This window comes from Rhizobium esperanzae (genome assembly GCF_002204185.1).
GTDB classification, from domain to species: domain Bacteria; phylum Pseudomonadota; class Alphaproteobacteria; order Rhizobiales; family Rhizobiaceae; genus Rhizobium; species Rhizobium esperanzae.
Map to the genome: position 1 here is coordinate 1 of NZ_MXPU01000042.1, position 13,374 is coordinate 13,374.

A 13,374-nucleotide genomic window follows, 5' to 3' on the forward strand; every position below is an offset into this window, starting at 1 on the left:
TTCTGTCAACAACTTGGGTGTTGCCCCCGTTTCCGCCTGATACGGGTTATCGACAGAACCGACTGCGGCTGGATCGTCATAGGGACAACCGAAGTCGAAACGATCAATGGCGTCCATGTTCCTGTTGCGATGCAGGCTGGAAGCTCGTTCAGGAGAAAGAGGCCGCCTAATCCGCCATCAGATCGCAGACCATCCAAGAGGCTTTCGGTCCTCTTTTTTTTCTTTCTGCCAGTCCGTCATGTCAACACTTATTCGGCGGCGTTCTTTCATCGACACTTTCCAACTTCAAAGCCATTTTCTGAAAATATCTTAAACTGTTTTCAGCCGCTATTCTGTTGACGGTTCCTTGCGTTTCCTTGTCGCGTCAACCGCCCTTTATCTGATGTTTTCTGTCAGCAACATTCAGCACATTCTCCCGTTGCGCCGACAGTCAGGGCGACCAATAATATAATTACACAAGGAAACGAAGGGCTTAGCCTTCGAAAACGGGAGAGCAGAAAATGGAAACTGCAATCATCAACAAGATCGACCTTGCAGCAGTCGCAGCCCAGGTCCAAGCCGAGTTCGCTGCGATGTTGGAACGCATGGGCGGTCTGCTAGAGACCGCAAAGGCCGTTCAGATCGAGCAGAACGCAGCTAATGAAATCCGCAACAACTACGAGGAAAAGACCGTCGAGGAATATCGCGAGCAGCTGGTTGCTGATGCCGATTTCGATTTATCCAACCCGTTGATCTGGGCCATCGAGAAGGTTGCTCAGACCATCAACCAGGAAGTCGAGAAAGTCGGTCGCGGCGTTGCGGATCGCAGCAAGCAGCTTTCGAAAGTTGATGAATACATTGCCCGCGAGCTTGACCTTCGGAACGTCAGAGCGAATATCAAGGCTGCGGAAACCATCGAGCGCATCGAGTCCGATTTTTACTTGATTGAGGCCAAAATCGAGACCGAGGGCAAGGGCAAATACAAGTCCCATGCCGCACAGCTCATGTTCCTCCTCAATGGGACTGTTTACGCACTTCGCATCGGTTTCAACCCGAAGACATCGAAGGTTGAAGAATACCAGTTTCGCCGGTTCCTAGATCGCAAAGCATCTACTCCTGAAAAGCCGGTATGGGTTGAACTCTTCACGGCCGACATGACGCAAGAGCAGGTCGCCAAGGCCGCTCACGCGCTTGATAGCATTCGTGCTGCATTCGACAACCTGTTGAACCCGCCAGTCACCGAAGCCGCCGCAGCTTAATCAGCATTCGGCCCGTCAGAGACGGCGGGCCAATCCTACCCCGCGCCGAACCACGCAACCGGCGCTCCCAACCCCCGAATACGAGCAAGAGGATTTGCAAATGAAAACGATTCAATTTCCAGAGTGGGAGCCAGGCGTGGCATATGAATACGATTACGGCCCGGTATACGGACGCGACAACCCCAACCAAGGTCGCAGATTTGAGCCGCTGTCATGAGGCATTCCCTTTCCGATCTCACGAAGGACGCCTTGAAAGCATACGAGGCCGAATTTGATACTGGCCGCGAGCTCCAAGCTGCGATCCGGTTTCGAGATCGTCTCGACGCTATCCGCGAAGTCACCACGGCAAAGATCGCCGCTTGGTCCGATGGCCAGGACGACGGAGCCGCCAGCCTGTTCAATATCACGGTAACGGCCACCAAGGGCCGCCGTCTCGTCAAGACCATCCGCCACGGCTTCAGCGCGAACGGCTTGTATCGAGCCGTCATCAACGCGAAGGATTTGGAGCTTGAAGGCAAATTTGATTCCGTCGTCATCATCTTCACGTTCCGAGGCCAGCAGGGGTTTTTGCCCCCTGACCTTTGGCCGGAAGTTCTCGCTATGGCGAAGGACATCGAAAACCTCCACCACCTTACCGACTGGTGCAGGCGATACATGGGCAATTGGGCATAGAGCGCCCCCCGCCTCTACTCCGATCATTTCCATCTTTCTTGAATTTTTTATTCTGTTGACGTTCTCGCTTGCCTTCTAATCGCGTCAACCCGTTATGCCCAACCCATTCTCTCAGCAATATTCGGCAATAAAATTATGATTGCGCCGACAGTCAGGGCCGCCACAATATCAATATAGAAAGTAATTCCGATAGGAGAGAGTGAATGCTTTACGATAGGATGCTGATCGAGATGCCAATCAAGGCACGCGAGGAATACGCAGACGGTTTCTTCCGTGAAATCCTTGGTGCTTCCGACGAATACATGGCGTCGATTTTTGCCGAGTTCGATCAGGCGCTAAAGGGCACCCCCTACAAAGTGGTCGTTATCGGCAATGGCCGTATGGCTTTCGAGCATGAGAGCGGCCACGTCGTCACGTCAAACCCCAATACCGTCCGCAAGCGTCCCGTTGTTTTCCCAACGCGCAGCCAGCCGGTCAGTCGCTGGCACCACATGGACTATTCCCCCGCCCGTCATGCAATGCAGGGAGAGCGCACATGATCGCCCGCGCCCCTTTCCTCAAGCCGCCGGAAGATTACGTTTACCGGCCCCCGGCCCCAGGAGCGGAACCGTTCCAGCCCCAGGCCGATTGGGAAGCCGACTTGCGGGATTACCTCGCGAGCAGGGACGAGACCGCCGCCTTTCGTCGCCTTACCAGCCACTTGCCATGGTGATGCTCCACGGTTTCCGGCGCTGTCAGAGAGCAGCCGGGAAATCGGGCAGCATGGTCCCAAGAAACTTCCAGAGAGAGGAAACCCTGAAAATGAAATCTCAAATCCTATCCACGGTGGAAAGCCGCCTATCCGCTGCCCTCCAAGACCTCACGGCCATTATTCGCGATCACGGCGAAAAATGCTGCGAGGAATACAGCAGCGCCGCCAACAAGGCACTGCAGATGATGGCTGCAGGCACTGACAAGACCCGCGAGGGGATCGCCGCCCGTGATCACGCTGACGCCCTTTCTGCCGATCATACTGCGCTCGACGTGACCGTCAGTGTTGGCGACATTGTTAGCGAGGCCCTTGGTCGCATTCGCCGGATTCAAGCAACCCGCGTTAAAAACGCAGCGGTCGCCAATCTCCTGATCCGCATTCAGGAAAGCCCGCTAGGGCGCAAGCATTAAGGAGCCTCCATGTCCGACCCATTGACCCCCGAAGAGATCGTTACGCGGGACGCCGAGGTGCAAAAGTTCCTGCAATTTTTCATCGACTACCCTGCCCTGGCCGAAGACGCCGACCAGTTCGACAAGGCTTTCGACCCGCCCCTGCCTGAAAGCGAATGACCGCAGACCGATGACCCCGCCGCCGAGCGGGGTTTCTTTTGGCCATTTCCGGCGGATTGGGATTAGAGGAAATAGGCTTTGCAATTTTAATTCAGAAAAAATTCCGTTGACGCTCACAGTGATTTTCTCACTGCATAAACTGTAAAATCTACCACCGTTCCATCAGCAATATTAAGCAACAAAATTATGCTTGCGCCGACAGTCAGGGCGGTCAACACTCTTATTATAAGATGAATTCAAGGGCGCTAACGTCCTTATTTGGGAGAGACACCAACAATGACAAAACTGATTTCAGCACCGCGCCATGGCTTCATTCTGAAAGCTGCAACCGAAGATCAAAAGGATACCGTGATGGACTATATGAAATCCATCAACGGCCGTTCAAAAGCCAACGTAATCACCTACTTTGTAGAAATCGAAAAGATCGCGGAACTGGCTGAAAAGCAGCTCGATCACGCCCAGGTTTCGAAAAGGGAGCGTATCGGCTGCACCGCCTACTGGCGCGATGGTGGACCGGACGCCAAGAGCTACGATTACGCAATGACCGTCAACGAGATTTCCTTGCAGCGATATGCCGAGGGCTGGCGTTTGATGCAGGCCCGCAAGGTGGAGGTTCGCCACAAAGACAACACCGCGTTCAATGTCCGCATTCCAGCTCGCTACATCGAGGCATTGAAAGCCGACGCCATCAGGAAGGCTACGGCTGGCCTTTCCCCGCTATCGACCCGCAAGACAAAGGCAGAGATCGACCTTGAAGGCCGCGCACCAGTTGCCCAGGCTTTGACCGATGTCGTCACCGAAAATGTCAGGGGAGAGTGACTATGTTCGATTTCAGCCGAAAGGGAATGCTGCCAAAGCGAGGTTATGAGCGCGTTCGCATCGAGTTCGAGCGCATCCATTGGCGCGCCAGCGCCGATGGATGGATTGAAGGCCGCGTTTGGTCCGGAGGGCCGAGCTACGAGCTTTCTGAGAACCGTGCCACGTTCACGTCAACCACCGTCATAGCAATCGACGACGTGCCCGATCAGGAGCTGGCCGAGCGCTTTTGCGAGGAAGTGGCTCGCATCTGGCAGTTTCCAATCGTCCTGTTTGACGAAGACGCCAAGGAGGCAGCATGACACTACCAAAGAGACCATCCAGGACCATTTCCGTCGTCGCTACACCGCCGAAGACATCGCCCGGTTCTTGCGCATCATGATCGAGGTTCGGGAGCTTGAAGCCGCCGAGCTGGCCCGTGTGGACGCGGTATGTGCCGCCTACGAGGACAAAGCCAGGCAGTGGGCTTGGTAAGAGCAGACCGCGGCTAGATCGGGAGGGTAGTAGTAGCCACAAGCTGCTGACGTATAATGTTGACAACGGTGCCCGATGGGCACTACATTATTTCGATACCCGAAATGCGAAACGGGACGAATGAGAGCGAGATTGATAGCCGAGCGTGCGCGAAATACGATTATTCCAACCGCGTGTTTGCTGTAGCCGATGCCTACAACATGCCGAAGGCCACCAGGAAACGATAAATACCATCTGGCTCGACCGCTATGGTGACTGTTTCCACGTCGAGATCGTCGGCAAGATCGGCGGGACCGACACCACGCCAGAGGAATTCTATTGCCGCGCAGTCAGTAAGGTTTAGGAGGCCATAAACATGATCGACGCCCCTTTGACCGTGGCAGAAGCCGCCGCAATTCTCGAATGCGAAACCGACTTGGTGCAGTGCGCCCTCGATAAGGGCAAGCTGCCGTCGCTGCAGCTCGCACACGTCCGCGCGTTCCGCGACCGCCAGGCCGAGACCTTTGATGACCTGTTCGTGGAAGTGAACGCCTGGGATCATGAAATCGAGTTTGTCACCCTTCATTAGGAGCCAGCCATTAACCGACGATAAATGGGAACACCTCCGCATCACCCGCCCTCGCCTGTGGGAGCGTCGCCAGGAAACCATCGACGGCATTAAGGATAGCATCGAGCGTATCCGGCAGGCACGCGAGGCCCATGAAATCCCCATGATGGAGCGCGTCCAGATGGCTCGCGAAATGGTTGGCGAGCTGGCGCAGGAAATCGAAGTCAATGAAGATGGTTCCGTTACCGTCCATATCGCACCGTTGCATTGATCGAGGTTTCGCATGGCCGACGAAGACGAAGACTATGGACCAAGCTCAATGAAAGTGCTGGAAGGCATGGAGCCTGGTCGGAAGCGGCCGATTGGACCTGGCTTTGTCTCGAATCCGACCGACGTTCTCACGCTGCAGAATGCCTCCAACTATCTCGGTCGCGCCATTTCACTGTTGGAGGCAGCGCTGGAAGACGGCGCTTTGAAATCCCTGTCGATTGCCGATCTCGACGCATTCGAGGTCGAGGCCGCGTCAGCGATCTCGACAAAGTGCCTCAAACGCCGCCCGAGCCATGGGACGAGTTGGATGGGTTAGACCAAGCCTCGGACGCCACTGTTGTTCGCAATACGGCCGACCCCTTGGGCTACGACACCAGCGACTCTGAAGCGGCCGCCAGGAAAATGGCTGACGACGCGCTTTCCGGCGTCAATGAAGACGGGGTAGATGCCGAACTTGAGAGCGTCCGGAAAGCCTTTGGACGACAGAAGGAACATGCGGTGGCGGCTTCGTACGAAACAGACTTCTACCAATGGACCCAGGAGCAAGCCGCCCTTTTGCGTGCGCTACCGGCTGAGCGTGGTCTCGACATCGAGAACCTGGCCCAGGAGATCGAGGCCGCTGGACGGCAGGCTGTCAGCCAGCTTTCCGGCAATCTGCGGATGATCCTGACGAACCTTGTTCAGCTCTCCGGCTCGGCTGGCGTCGTCGGGCTCCCCACCGAGGCGATGAGCGCACAGTCCGAAGCAATGTTTGCAAAGGAGCAAGGCGTTGACCGTCACGTTAACCTTCAGGCCGTTTGGAAGCTGGCGCAGCGGCAAGAAGCTACCGCACTTGAAGAACACGGCTACGAGCTGCCGTTATTGCCGGAAACGTGCCCCCTCCCCCTCGACCAGCTCCTTGTGACGATTTCAACGTGAATAGTGCCGCCGTTACCGTCCGAGAGGCCATTCTAGAAGGACAAAACCTGCCGCTCTCGGGCGTCTCAGACTTCATATCCGTGCATGTGGAGAAGTCTGACGGCCGAGTCATTTCCCGAAAATTCCGCACCGATGGCAGTTTTCGTCAAATGACGGTTTTCAACAAGGCCACTGTCGATTCTGAAGAACGCTGCAAGATTGTCGTGCAGCTCGACGAGGATGGCCTGTCCCAAACCGCCATTGCTCACCTTCTTGGCATTTCGCAGCCCACCGTTTCGCTGGACTTGCAAAAAGCGAAGCTGGCAAAAAAAGCTAAGGCTCGGGTTCGGATCGAAGTCGCTCCCAAAAAGAAGCTCCTTACTTTGAAGAAGCCTAAGAAATGATCCCAGTGCGGAAAGATCGAAAGCCCCGTTTTTCGAGGCTTTTCTCTGCTGCAGCTAATTGACCTTCCTGTGTTCGCTGAGAAAGCCTGACATCCGATAAGTTCTAGGTTTCACGGAGCTGCGGACAAGGCCTGACTTCCCAAACTTTAAGCCTTTCGACCGGTGACATAGTGCCTAAATTCATCCGGCGCGGCATCTGATACGTCAGACTTGCCGGTCACCTTGATCGTGACTGCGGTGACAGAATGTTCTTTGTACTCCTCGCAAAAGGGTGCCGTAAGTTTCAACAGGTCACCGCGCTTTATATCACTGAGATGTTCTACATCGGCTACGAACATCGCGGTAATAAGATCGCCCTCTTGTTGCGTGACGCATGACGCCGCTAGTGTCCACGTCGTTCCAGTTGGCGGTGTGTCTTTTACAGGGATCGGCACATCTCTCTGGGTGCCGTCCTTTGACAAAACAGATATTATTACAAGCGACGCCACCGGATCAGCCGCTACGGCTGCAACATAACCGGTGGTGACGATTGCCTGCTTGATGTTCTTCTTGTCAGCGTCACTTAACGCGGCAAGAGGCGTGCTGTTGATTACGTTGTCAAGCAGCTGGTCAGGCGTAGGCGTGGCTACTTTGCCGTCTTTGTAACCGAAGCCGCCGACAGTTGCTTCGCCTGGACCGATTCTGATCGGCGGGCCAATTTGGAGCGGTAGGGCGGGCGTTGCGAGGACGGTCGCCAGGATAGGTGCTAATATGTAGGTCGCTCTCATGGGGTCATCTCCGGGCTGGTCGAACCGTAGGGGCGGGCATCGGAATTTCTGTCACGGTACAGCTCCCTCCGCTTTGTGTGCAGGCATTGGCTTGCGCGTTGATAACTGACGTGAAGTCGTTGAGAGATTTGAGTTCGGTGGCCAGTTGGGGCAAATCAGTTGGCTCGGAATAGAATTCTGAGGGATGATCAAGGATGTACCTTACGTTCGCTTCCTGATCGCGTGCCTTTCGTAACCGCTCAGCGAGGTACGACAGGCCGCGTTCTCTTTCAGCGAAATCGGCCAGCGGCAAACTTGGCTCCTCCAAAAGGGTAACATAGCTAAAGATTGCACCTTGAGTTGGGGTTGCCGCAGTTTTTACCGCATCAGGCAATGCTGCGGCCTTCTCAGCCATTTCCTCAGCAGTCAGAGGAATGGGACCATTTCCGCCCCTCTGAAACGTCCAGATTTGCACCTCATTCGAACTCGCAAGCTTCTTTAGTGAACTGGAAAAAGAAGCCGAACCGGACGCCATGCTAAACGAGCCGCTCAACGAGGCCGCTAAGGTCTCAGTCTCTGATTGGGATCGAGTGTGAATCTGCACGACCGCTTGGAGCAGACCTCCCATCGTAAATTCGCCAATATATCCATCTCCGCAGATTTGCCGGAATCTCTCCAGCGCCGCTTCCTTGCCACTGCTAATGAGTTTTATGTACTGCTCTTTAAGTTTGACGTCGCGAAGACTGTCGCCCTTCGCGCTGACCTCAACATTGACGACGTAAGTCAATCCGTAACTGCTTACAGACAAGGACTTGGAAAAGGATGCGGAAGCACCTCCCCCCCAACCTGCGCCTTTAGCCGATGCTGACGCGGATATTCCGAGCATTTTGTCTAGCTGCTCTGAATTCTCGACTCTCCTTGAATAGAAAGTCTCGCTGTTAGGGCCGAAATCTGGGTGATTTTGCACGACAGACCGATCGACACAGTCTGCTCTCGGCCCTTCCTTAAGTATATCATAGCCTCTTCCGACCTCGAAGCCGACGTTACTAGCAAGTGGCACTATCCGAAACAGATCATCATCCTGCGCGAGGGATGCGGATGTTATCCCAGCAAAAAGCCCACACCATGATGCTGTTATTGCTATTGAACGAATCACGGATTGCTCCCTTCGCTTCATTAGTATATTATAAGTTGAGTCTAGCAGGTATTCTAGAAAGTGAAAAGCTTCTGTGGTGTAATACAAACGGGTATGGGGTTAGATCGGGGAAGGATCGGTCGATGAAATCTCAATGGTGCGTCAGAATAACAATATCGTCTATTCTCATATGTGCTTGTATCCTCCCAGTCAGAGCTGACGAAACAGTTGTAACCGCCGTAAATCTACCCGGAGCGTCGCTGGATCAGGAAGTGACGTATCATCCCAGCAAAGCGGAATACGAAGCTGCTAGGGATGAGGTTTTGAAGCGACTTAAAGCTGGCGACAATGCCGCCTTTGTTAACCCTGCGGATGGTCCGTGGATGATAGTGGAAACTACCGCCACCATCGGTTTAGAGTACAAAGGAGTAGGTAGCAGCCAGGGCAGGAAACATCTAAGGCAGGTATCGGCCGCAGAAGACGCTCTGTACTTGTTCAGTCACTAGCATGAAGAAGCTCGTCGTATGCCTCTGCGACTTCCAAAACCCTTAAATGCCTGGTTTTCACTTTCGCAATAACGGGCTTCTGCTCTGGCATTGTCCGTGAAAGGGAGCTTCTCAATGGAGACCACGCTGGAGGTTGTCACAACCAGGAAGTCTGGACGTGAGGTTAATCGGCACTGGCCGGACGAGGTCAAGGGCAGATCATTTCGGGGGCCCGGCGCATTAGTGAATGAGGTCGCGGAGCGGCATCGCTTGACGTCATCGATAAGGCATCATGAGCGTAAGCTAATGTTCCGGTCATGATTGCTGCGAAGAGTGACATTTATCCGGAGGCAAAAATGCGCAGACGATCTTTTGGAACTGGGCTAGCCCTGCTGCTCTCGACAAACTGTGCGTTGGCAGCAGGTACGGTAACTGTTACCAAAGACGATTTAGACACGATAATTCTAGGTAGCGGTTATGATCTCACTTCCAACCATGCTCCCGACAGGTGTATTGAGCCTGCCGATGATGTGTCGCTTGGCACGACTGCAAAGGGCGTGAAAGCCAAGAGTAGCGTCGAGGCTTTGACCACGCGAGACGAGACAGTTCGGTTCTTTAATATGAACTTCGATTCCTCTGGCAAAGGAACCGTTATGAAGGGCCTGGAGATCGGTGGCGGGCTAACGGCAGGGTATACGCGCTCAACCCGCTTCGACGAAAACACTGTGATCATCGGCGTCAAAGACGATGTCGAGATGCAAAACCAAACCCTGCAGAAATTCGATCTCAAGGACTCCGCGAAGACCCTTCGCGCCAGCTCACCGGAAGCGTTCATCCGATCTTGCGGCACGATGTTCATAAGCGGGTACAAGGCGGGTGGCCGCCTTTCAATCCTCTTCCAGTTCTCTTCCCTAGACAAGCAAGAAAAAGAAGAAATAAAGGGGTCTATGACGTTCAACATGAAGCTCGCCTTTGCTGAAGGTCAGTCCAAGGGCGATTTGACGAGCCGGGTAGACCATTATTTCCACGAGGGCAAGCTAAAGATCGACGTATTTTATACGGGTGCTCCGTTCGATTTCGCGCCGCCAGTATACAACTATGATGGTAAAGCTTACCTGACTACGCTGGATTTCAATGGAATGCTGAGTAGTGCTTCCAAATTTGAGAAGGCAATTGTTGAGAACAAACTTGCGTACCCCTACGAAATATATGTAAAGCCGTATGACGAGCTGATCGATTATAATTCAACAAGTATTATCGACAAAGCTGCGGTCAGGCCAATTATTGAAGATTTAGCGACAAAGATTGACACGCTATCGGATTTAAAGCGAAGAATTGACGAAATCCTCTCGCATCCCGAAGAATTTGAGAAGTTCGATTGGGACCAAGCTGTTGGCTGGCAGGCACAAGTCATAGAAAAGATAAACAAGGTAAGAACAACTTTGGTGGCTTGCGGAACGTCAGCGTTTGGGGGCACCGGGTGCGAATACCTGCCCACCAAGGAAACGCTCGTTGCAGGTCTCGCGTTGCCTAAGAGGCTCAAGCCGTACAGGTTAGCTCGCGGGCCGGAGTGTGGCGACCCGGTCGGATGGGAGCAAAAGACGGTAGTCGAGTGTCCAAAAGGTGAAGTCGGCACCCCGGCGGTCCAGGAGGTGACCTACAGCTTACCATGGAAGGATGTGGGAGTTGGTGGACCCAATCGAGGCTTGGGGACGTTTCCTCAATCAAGCTACAAACGGGTCTCGGATAGTTGCACAAAGCGTTATTCATATACCGCAGCAGACGTTGCCGAGGCTACGAAGTTCTGCGTGGACACAGACCACCCTTTTCCCGATGGCGCGGATAAGGAGACTCTCAGCTACTTGGGGACCGAGTTCAAGTCTCTCGAATGCGTTTTCACAGGCAAGCAGGTGCCATGCATCTATAGGCCGACGGGGAGCCGGACTATGTGTAATGTAGCCCCGCTCGTTGTTAGCTGCACCTCCAGCTGGCTATCTTCTCCCCTCAACAAATGCAGTGAAAACATCTACCTCGACCCTTCAAAGCCGATATATCCGCTTTGTCGTGATCCCTCGCACGGCCCAGAGGAATAGGTTTCGGCAGGGACGTTGCGAAGCCGTTTTGAGCTCGGCCAAAGGGGACGATCTGTTCCAACGCACCGATCAGAAACACGCATATCAGTCTGTGCAGATATAATCCTTATCTTCAGAGGTGTCGGTGCAAAACGATAAGACATACGGCGCGGTACACGATGACCACCTTTTGTGCCTCGAAGCTGGTGAGCCAAGCACAAAGGTCGTGAGTCAATGCTGCCGTATAAATCTGCTGGGAGGCAGGGATGCTTAATCTGAAAATAACGCTTGCTGCTTTGATGACGATGTGGACATTGCCGTCCAGTGCCGCAGAAATGAAATATATCGACAAGAAGGTGCGCTCGGAGAGTGTCGAATACGCAGTTTCTCTTGCTGCGGAAGACGGTGAACTCGGACATGCCTTCGTGATTTGGAATAGGGGCGACGACACCACTAACATGACCATTCAGCAAGTCGTTGGCTTCTACCCACAAGCGGACAAATCCAAGTATGAAGCAATGTTCGGCTCGTCTCCGGGCGAGATATTCGATGACTCCGGTGAGAAGCCCGATTATGTGGTGGTCGTCTCGGTCAATTCGGACGCTTACGAGAGGGCCAGGGCCGTGTTCGAAAAATGGAAGTCGTCTGGGAACTATCTATTAGGCTTTAGCGATTGCACGACTTTTGCCGCAGAAATAGGTGGGGCAATTGGTCTAAAGCTCCCTAGTCGTATCTTCGCACCTTACCCGATTGAGTACATCAAAAAGGTCGGGGAGAGCAACTAAGCAAGGGTTCGTCGCGATCCACGCCTGTCCAGCTCTTTCGATCTTTCCCTGTTTTCCTTTCCGGCGCGAGGCGGAAGCTAACTAGTCTTAACTTCAGAACGCGCCACTGCCCGAGAAATGGCGCTGATGTCCAATAACATTCATTATCGGACGCTAGGGAAGTCGAGGCAGGCTTGGACCAAGAAACCTTAATTTCTGTCTGCGCATCCGCTGACTGCTTAACTCAAAGCCAAGGCCTGAAAACAGCGCTTACTAACGGGCACATTACCTCGCACACTTAACAAGCCGGGAGATCGTTTCCGGAGAGTGGCCACTGGACGCAGGCTGACAAGGCATGACAAGCAGGGTTTGCCAGCAAATGGCAGCGAACCGAGCCTTTTTGTGTGGTATAGTCAAAGACTATAAGGACACAAGTGCACCAAGTGATGGTCAAGCTATGAAACTTCTTGTTCCTGCCTTTTGCGTTTCAATGTTTTTGATCTACCCAACTACGACCTCCGCTCAGTGTAAGAGCGTGGAAGCTGGAAAAATATGCATTTCATATCTTGGCACTCAAGATAGAATGGATGGAGTTTTTGTAGGTCGGTTTTTGAATTCATGTCGAAAGTCAATAACTATATATGTCGACACCAATGGGGGGAGGAAAATCGTATTCGCAAGCCCAGGAAGGACAACAAACATTGAATGTGTGAGAGCAACTGGATGTACACAAATACTCGGATATTCTGAGAAAAATTGCGGAGATAGCAGCTCCCGTACTCCACCTAACTCGGCGGTCCGCTCGAACCCTAACTTCCGGCAGGAAAGTGGAGGGGTACGGAAGGATGGCCTTTACTACGGCTACGTCGACCCTCTCGGCGGCCTATGGTATAATCGGGGCTATTATGATTGCAATAAGATGTGCGATAGAATTTACGGCGATAGCCCATCATTTTACAAATGTGATAAGTCTTGTATTGTAAAGTGGGTTGCCCCTGAACGACGTCAATAATGGGCCTATTACGCGGGCCGCATCTCTGAAAATGGAGGTTCGGACTGGTCAGACATAAATTGAAGTCAGGCCCCCCTTCTCTCCGGAGCGGTAGAGAGTAGCGGCACGTTGCCCGCATCGACGACGATTTCCTCTTCATTCCTACCTGTCAGCAGGTCAAGGCGGCGGATGATTTGAACGTCACCTTTGATGCCCATTTCTGCCAGCTGCCTATCCAGCTCTTTGTAAGCGCTGTCCTGCTCCCACCTTCCGGATCATCGCTTGATCATTGATGTTCAACCTCGAAAGAGGGCTTGGACATATGTCGATTTCAGAACTTACGCTTAAAACTAAGGATGAGCCGATACGCCGGTTTGAGGTTTTCACAGGCAATGGCCGTCGTCGCGAATGGAGCGACGATCAGAAGGCGCAGATTATTGCGGAGAGTTGCGAGCCCGGCGTCACGGTGTGCTCTGTGGCGCGGCGGCATGGGTTGACGCCGCAGCAGTTGTTCACATGGCGACGGCTCGCCCGAAAGCCGCT

The 13,374-nt window shown here is 53.4% G+C and carries 17 protein-coding genes; 15 read left to right on the plus strand and 2 right to left on the minus strand.

Features of this window, described 5'->3' with window-relative positions:
• Nucleotides 1-500: 500 nt before the first annotated feature.
• The 12 genes from B5E41_RS30335 to B5E41_RS31530 all read left to right on the plus strand — a co-directional run bounded on the left by B5E41_RS30335 (nucleotide 501) and on the right by B5E41_RS31530 (nucleotide 6,638).
• On the plus strand, nucleotides 501-1,238 hold the full coding sequence (locus B5E41_RS30335) for a hypothetical protein (RefSeq protein ID WP_088397260.1): 738 nt from the start codon (nucleotides 501-503) through the stop codon (nucleotides 1,236-1,238).
• A gap of 213 nt (nucleotides 1,239-1,451) precedes the next feature.
• Nucleotides 1,452-1,910, plus strand: coding sequence for a hypothetical protein (locus B5E41_RS30340; protein ID WP_088397261.1), 459 nt, complete (start codon nucleotides 1,452-1,454; stop codon nucleotides 1,908-1,910).
• 203 nt (nucleotides 1,911-2,113) lie between these two features.
• Entirely contained in the window at nucleotides 2,114-2,449 is a 336-nt protein-coding gene (locus tag B5E41_RS30345) for a hypothetical protein (protein WP_088397262.1), read from the plus strand.
• 262 nt (nucleotides 2,450-2,711) lie between these two features.
• Complete coding sequence (locus B5E41_RS30350) at nucleotides 2,712-3,071, plus strand: hypothetical protein (protein ID WP_141098846.1); 360 nt, start codon at nucleotides 2,712-2,714, stop codon at nucleotides 3,069-3,071.
• A gap of 9 nt (nucleotides 3,072-3,080) precedes the next feature.
• On the plus strand, nucleotides 3,081-3,230 hold the full coding sequence (locus tag B5E41_RS32000) for a hypothetical protein (protein WP_176439528.1): 150 nt from the start codon (nucleotides 3,081-3,083) through the stop codon (nucleotides 3,228-3,230).
• A gap of 276 nt (nucleotides 3,231-3,506) precedes the next feature.
• Nucleotides 3,507-4,049, plus strand: a complete 543-nt coding sequence (locus B5E41_RS30355) for a hypothetical protein (protein ID WP_088397264.1) — start codon at nucleotides 3,507-3,509, stop codon at nucleotides 4,047-4,049.
• A 2-nt stretch (nucleotides 4,050-4,051) separates the two neighbouring features.
• Entirely contained in the window at nucleotides 4,052-4,348 is a 297-nt protein-coding gene (locus B5E41_RS30360; protein WP_088397265.1) for a hypothetical protein, read from the plus strand.
• 527 nt (nucleotides 4,349-4,875) lie between these two features.
• Nucleotides 4,876-5,088 (plus strand): hypothetical protein, encoded by a 213-nt coding sequence (locus B5E41_RS30370; RefSeq protein ID WP_088397267.1) that lies wholly within the window; start codon nucleotides 4,876-4,878, stop codon nucleotides 5,086-5,088.
• Nucleotides 5,072-5,338: a hypothetical protein gene (locus B5E41_RS31525; RefSeq protein ID WP_141098847.1), complete on the plus strand. Its 267-nt coding sequence runs from the start codon at nucleotides 5,072-5,074 to the stop codon at nucleotides 5,336-5,338. The genes B5E41_RS30370 and B5E41_RS31525 overlap by 17 nt, the downstream gene beginning before the upstream one ends.
• A gap of 12 nt (nucleotides 5,339-5,350) precedes the next feature.
• Nucleotides 5,351-5,653: a hypothetical protein gene (locus tag B5E41_RS30380; RefSeq protein ID WP_088397269.1), complete on the plus strand. Its 303-nt coding sequence runs from the start codon at nucleotides 5,351-5,353 to the stop codon at nucleotides 5,651-5,653.
• A gap of 44 nt (nucleotides 5,654-5,697) precedes the next feature.
• Complete coding sequence (locus B5E41_RS30385) at nucleotides 5,698-6,255, plus strand: DUF29 family protein (RefSeq protein WP_141098848.1); 558 nt, start codon at nucleotides 5,698-5,700, stop codon at nucleotides 6,253-6,255.
• Nucleotides 6,252-6,638, plus strand: coding sequence for a helix-turn-helix domain-containing protein (locus B5E41_RS31530; protein ID WP_141098849.1), 387 nt, complete (start codon nucleotides 6,252-6,254; stop codon nucleotides 6,636-6,638). Before B5E41_RS30385 ends, B5E41_RS31530 begins: the two co-directional genes overlap by 4 nt.
• A gap of 146 nt (nucleotides 6,639-6,784) precedes the next feature.
• Here B5E41_RS31530 and B5E41_RS30395 read toward each other — a convergent pair whose 3' ends face one another.
• Nucleotides 6,785-7,405, minus strand: coding sequence for a hypothetical protein (locus tag B5E41_RS30395; protein WP_088397272.1), 621 nt, complete (start codon nucleotides 7,403-7,405; stop codon nucleotides 6,785-6,787).
• A 4-nt stretch (nucleotides 7,406-7,409) separates the two neighbouring features.
• On the minus strand, nucleotides 7,410-8,171 hold the full coding sequence (locus B5E41_RS30400; RefSeq protein ID WP_141098850.1) for a hypothetical protein: 762 nt from the start codon (nucleotides 8,169-8,171) through the stop codon (nucleotides 7,410-7,412).
• 1,189 nt (nucleotides 8,172-9,360) lie between these two features.
• On the opposite strand from B5E41_RS30400, the gene B5E41_RS30405 reads away from it, so the two are divergent.
• The 3 genes from B5E41_RS30405 to B5E41_RS30415 all read left to right on the plus strand — a co-directional run.
• Nucleotides 9,361-11,097 (plus strand): MACPF domain-containing protein, encoded by a 1,737-nt coding sequence (locus B5E41_RS30405; protein ID WP_141098852.1) that lies wholly within the window; start codon nucleotides 9,361-9,363, stop codon nucleotides 11,095-11,097.
• 245 nt (nucleotides 11,098-11,342) lie between these two features.
• Complete coding sequence (locus B5E41_RS30410; RefSeq protein ID WP_088397275.1) at nucleotides 11,343-11,861, plus strand: hypothetical protein; 519 nt, start codon at nucleotides 11,343-11,345, stop codon at nucleotides 11,859-11,861.
• Between the two features lie 1,292 nt (nucleotides 11,862-13,153).
• Nucleotides 13,154-13,374, plus strand: a 221-nt coding sequence (locus B5E41_RS30415) for a transposase (protein WP_141098853.1), incomplete at its 3' end; no start/stop codon positions are given.

Bases quoted from the DNA above. Each gene is read 5' to 3' on its own strand.
- B5E41_RS30335 (WP_088397260.1), top strand. From the start codon at position 501: ATGGAAACTGCAATCATCAACAAGATCGACCTTGCAGCAGTCGCAGCC.
- B5E41_RS30340 (WP_088397261.1), top strand. From the start codon at position 1,452: ATGAGGCATTCCCTTTCCGATCTCACGAAGGACGCCTTGAAAGCATAC.
- B5E41_RS30345 (WP_088397262.1), top strand. From the start codon at position 2,114: ATGCTTTACGATAGGATGCTGATCGAGATGCCAATCAAGGCACGCGAG.
- B5E41_RS30350 (WP_141098846.1), top strand. From the start codon at position 2,712: ATGAAATCTCAAATCCTATCCACGGTGGAAAGCCGCCTATCCGCTGCC.
- B5E41_RS32000 (WP_176439528.1), top strand. From the start codon at position 3,081: ATGTCCGACCCATTGACCCCCGAAGAGATCGTTACGCGGGACGCCGAG.
- B5E41_RS30355 (WP_088397264.1), top strand. From the start codon at position 3,507: ATGACAAAACTGATTTCAGCACCGCGCCATGGCTTCATTCTGAAAGCT.
- B5E41_RS30360 (WP_088397265.1), top strand. From the start codon at position 4,052: ATGTTCGATTTCAGCCGAAAGGGAATGCTGCCAAAGCGAGGTTATGAG.
- B5E41_RS30370 (WP_088397267.1), top strand. From the start codon at position 4,876: ATGATCGACGCCCCTTTGACCGTGGCAGAAGCCGCCGCAATTCTCGAA.
- B5E41_RS30380 (WP_088397269.1), top strand. From the start codon at position 5,351: ATGGCCGACGAAGACGAAGACTATGGACCAAGCTCAATGAAAGTGCTG.
- B5E41_RS30395 (WP_088397272.1), bottom strand. From the start codon at position 7,405: ATGAGAGCGACCTACATATTAGCACCTATCCTGGCGACCGTCCTCGCA.
- B5E41_RS30405 (WP_141098852.1), top strand. From the start codon at position 9,361: ATGCGCAGACGATCTTTTGGAACTGGGCTAGCCCTGCTGCTCTCGACA.
- B5E41_RS30410 (WP_088397275.1), top strand. From the start codon at position 11,343: ATGCTTAATCTGAAAATAACGCTTGCTGCTTTGATGACGATGTGGACA.